Source organism: Paraburkholderia sp. SIMBA_030 (assembly GCF_046535245.1).
Taxonomy (GTDB): Bacteria; Pseudomonadota; Gammaproteobacteria; order Burkholderiales; family Burkholderiaceae; genus Paraburkholderia.
Map to the genome: position 1 here is coordinate 1 of NZ_JAWRXB010000383.1, position 277 is coordinate 277.

Sequence of the window (277 nt, forward strand, 5' to 3'; positions counted from 1 at the left end):
CGCGTTTCGCGCCCGCGCCGCCGCTAGCGCGACGGCACGTTGATGCCGAGCGCAGTCATCTTGCGCACCAGTTCGGCCACCGAGCGGCACTTCATTTTTCGCATCGCCTGGCTGCGATGAATCTTGGCCGTGATCTCCGCGATGCCCATGTTGCCCGCGACCTGCTTGTTCATCAGGCCCGTCGCGACGTGTTGCAGCACCTCGCATTCGCGCGGCGTCAGCGATTCCCAACACGCGCGCAGATCGAGCAGCGAGTGATCGTCCTGCAGCCGTTTCG

1 protein-coding gene is annotated in these 277 nt (G+C 65.0%); it reads right to left on the reverse strand.

Annotated features, from left to right (window positions below; all coding sequences use genetic code 11):
- Positions 1 to 23 precede the first annotated feature (23 nt).
- Positions 24 to 277: response regulator transcription factor (locus tag SB772_RS40445; protein WP_410838576.1), on the reverse strand; the 254-nt coding region annotated here is incomplete at its 5' end.